Origin of the sequence: Mycobacterium sp., from assembly GCF_050701675.1 — a bacterium.
Lineage (GTDB): Bacteria > Actinomycetota > Actinomycetes > Mycobacteriales > Mycobacteriaceae > Mycobacterium.
The window spans coordinates 1-2,269 of sequence record NZ_JBOGDD010001132.1; the positions used below are offsets into that span (position 1 = coordinate 1).

Consider the following 2,269-nt stretch of genomic DNA (forward strand, 5'->3'; position numbering starts at 1 on the left):
ACCTCCAGCGGCAAGTTCCTGCTGCCGGGGACCCAGGACGCCCAGGTCGATGCTCTCCGCAGTCATTAGTCGGGTGTTGCCGACCACGACCCGGTGACCATCCACGACCGCGACCGCACCATGACCCGCCACGTTGGTGAAGTCGTGCGCATCGAGGCGGCGTGCACCGGCGGTGTCGGCGTGCTGCACCACCGCGGCCGCCAGCGGATGTTCGGAGTTGCGTTCGACCGCGGCGATCAGCGCCAGCGCCTCGAGTTCGGGCAGACCGTCCACGATCAGGTCGGTCACCTCCGGGGCGCCCAAGGTCAGGGTGCCGGTCTTGTCCATGACCACGACGTCGATCTTCTTCGACGTCTCGATTGCGGTCGCGTTCTTGAATAACACCCCGCGGGCAGCGCCCAAGCCGGTCCCGACCATGATCGCGGTAGGGGTGGCCAGGCCCAGCGCGTCGGGGCAGGTCACCACCACCACCGTGATCGCGAACAACAGTGCTTCGCTGACCGAGCGGCCCACCAGCAGCCACACCACGAATGTGCCCACCCCGCCCAGCAGGGCTACCAGGACAAGCCAGAACGCGGCCCGGTCCGCCAGGCGCTGACCGGGTGCCTTGGAGTTCTGCGCCTCCTGCACCAGCTTCACGATCTGGGCCAGCGCGGTGTCCGCACCGACCTTGGTGGCCCGGACCCGCAGTGTCCCCGTGGTATTGATGGTGGCCCCCACCACCTCGTCACCAGGGCCCTTGTGAACCGGCAGGCTTTCACCGGTCACCGTGGACTCATCGACGTCGCTGTCTCCGTCCTCCACCACCCCGTCGACGGCGACCTTGGAACCCGGCCGAACCAACAGCAGATCACCCACCACGACCTGATCGGTGGGGATCTCCACCGACTCACCGTCGCGCAGCACAGTCGCCATGGGCGGGGCCAGCTTGAGCAGCGCGCGAACCGCGTCATTGGCGCCGCCCCGCGCCCGCATCTCGAAGTAGTGCCCGAGCAGCACGAACGCCGTCAGGATGGTCGCCGCTTCGTAGAAGACGTCGCCGCCCCCGCTCAGCGTGACCCCGACCGAGTACACCCAGCCGGCACCGACGGCGACCGCAACGAGCACCATCATGTCCAACGTGCGAGCCCTCAGCGCCCGCACCGCCCCGGCGAAGAACACCTGCGCCGAGTAGAAGATCACCGGAACGCTCAGAATCAGCTGAAACACGTCGTCGCGCAGCCCAAACGGCGCCGCCACGGAGAACCCGAACACGTCGCGCCCGATCCGGGACCACAACGTGATCACCACCCCGAACACCACCGCGACCAGGAAACGGTCACGCATGTCGCGGATCATCGCGGCCATCGACATCTCACCGTGCCCGCCGTGCCCCATCACCTCGGCCGGCGTCCCCGTCCGACCCGTTCCCAGTTCCCCTGCGGCGCTGCGGTCGTGGGCTGGCTGGCCCGCGTGGTCAGCAGCTTCATCGGCGGTGCCGGATGACCGCTTCGCGTCGGTGGCCGGCGCCGGCACGGCGCACAGGTGATCCGGGACGGATTCACCTCGACAGTGATATCGGCACTCTCGAACCCAGCCGGCGAGGTGCTCCACCGTGGTGCGATCCGGGTCGTATCGCACCGTCACGGTCTGAGCAACCGGATTGGCTTCCGCGCCAACGACTCCCGGTCGTCGACCGAGGACTGTCTCCACCACGTTCTTTTGACTCGCCCACTGCACGCCGTCGAGTTCCAGCACCACGGTGCGCACACCCGCGACAGGGCCACCTGTCTCCATGTCGTTCACCCGTTCGGACCTCCATCCACCGTGTCGTTCATTCAATCGACGCCGCCGACCTCGACGCGAACAGAGTTGTCGGGGCAGCGTCTCGACTGTGGATCTACGTACCAACGTAGTAGAAGGTCGGCTGCGCGGTGGTGATTCTCGCGATCGTCGGGCAGCAGATCCGTTGACTCCGGCCGAACACGCTCGGCTCATCGGTTTTGTGGCCTTGCAGCATTTATGTCCCGTCTTACCGCGAAGCAAGCGAGGGTTCATCCAAACTTCGCTTGCGTGCTGATTCGATGACTGTCAATATCGATGTATGTCGAACCCAGATCAGGCGGTGGAGGACGTCTGCTGCGTCACGCCGCCGCTGCTGCGCGAGCCGTTGAGTGAGCCCGCAGCCGTCGAGATGGCCAAGAAGTTGAAGGCGCTGGCCGACCCGGTGCGTTTGCGGTTGTTCAGTGCCATCGCCAGCCATTCCGGCGGCGAGGCCTGTGTGTGCGAT

General features: G+C 66.4%; 1 protein-coding gene and 1 pseudogene. One reads left to right on the top strand and one right to left on the bottom strand.

Annotated features, from left to right (window positions below; genetic code table 11):
* Positions 1–1,776, bottom strand: a 1,776-nt coding sequence (locus ACRDUX_RS35070; RefSeq protein WP_526421164.1) for a heavy metal translocating P-type ATPase, incomplete at its 3' end; no start/stop codon positions are given.
* A 307-nt stretch (positions 1,777–2,083) separates the two neighbouring features.
* On the opposite strand from ACRDUX_RS35070, the pseudogene ACRDUX_RS35075 reads away from it, so the two are divergent.
* A pseudogene (locus ACRDUX_RS35075) lies at positions 2,084–2,269 on the top strand (transcriptional regulator); the annotation flags it as partial.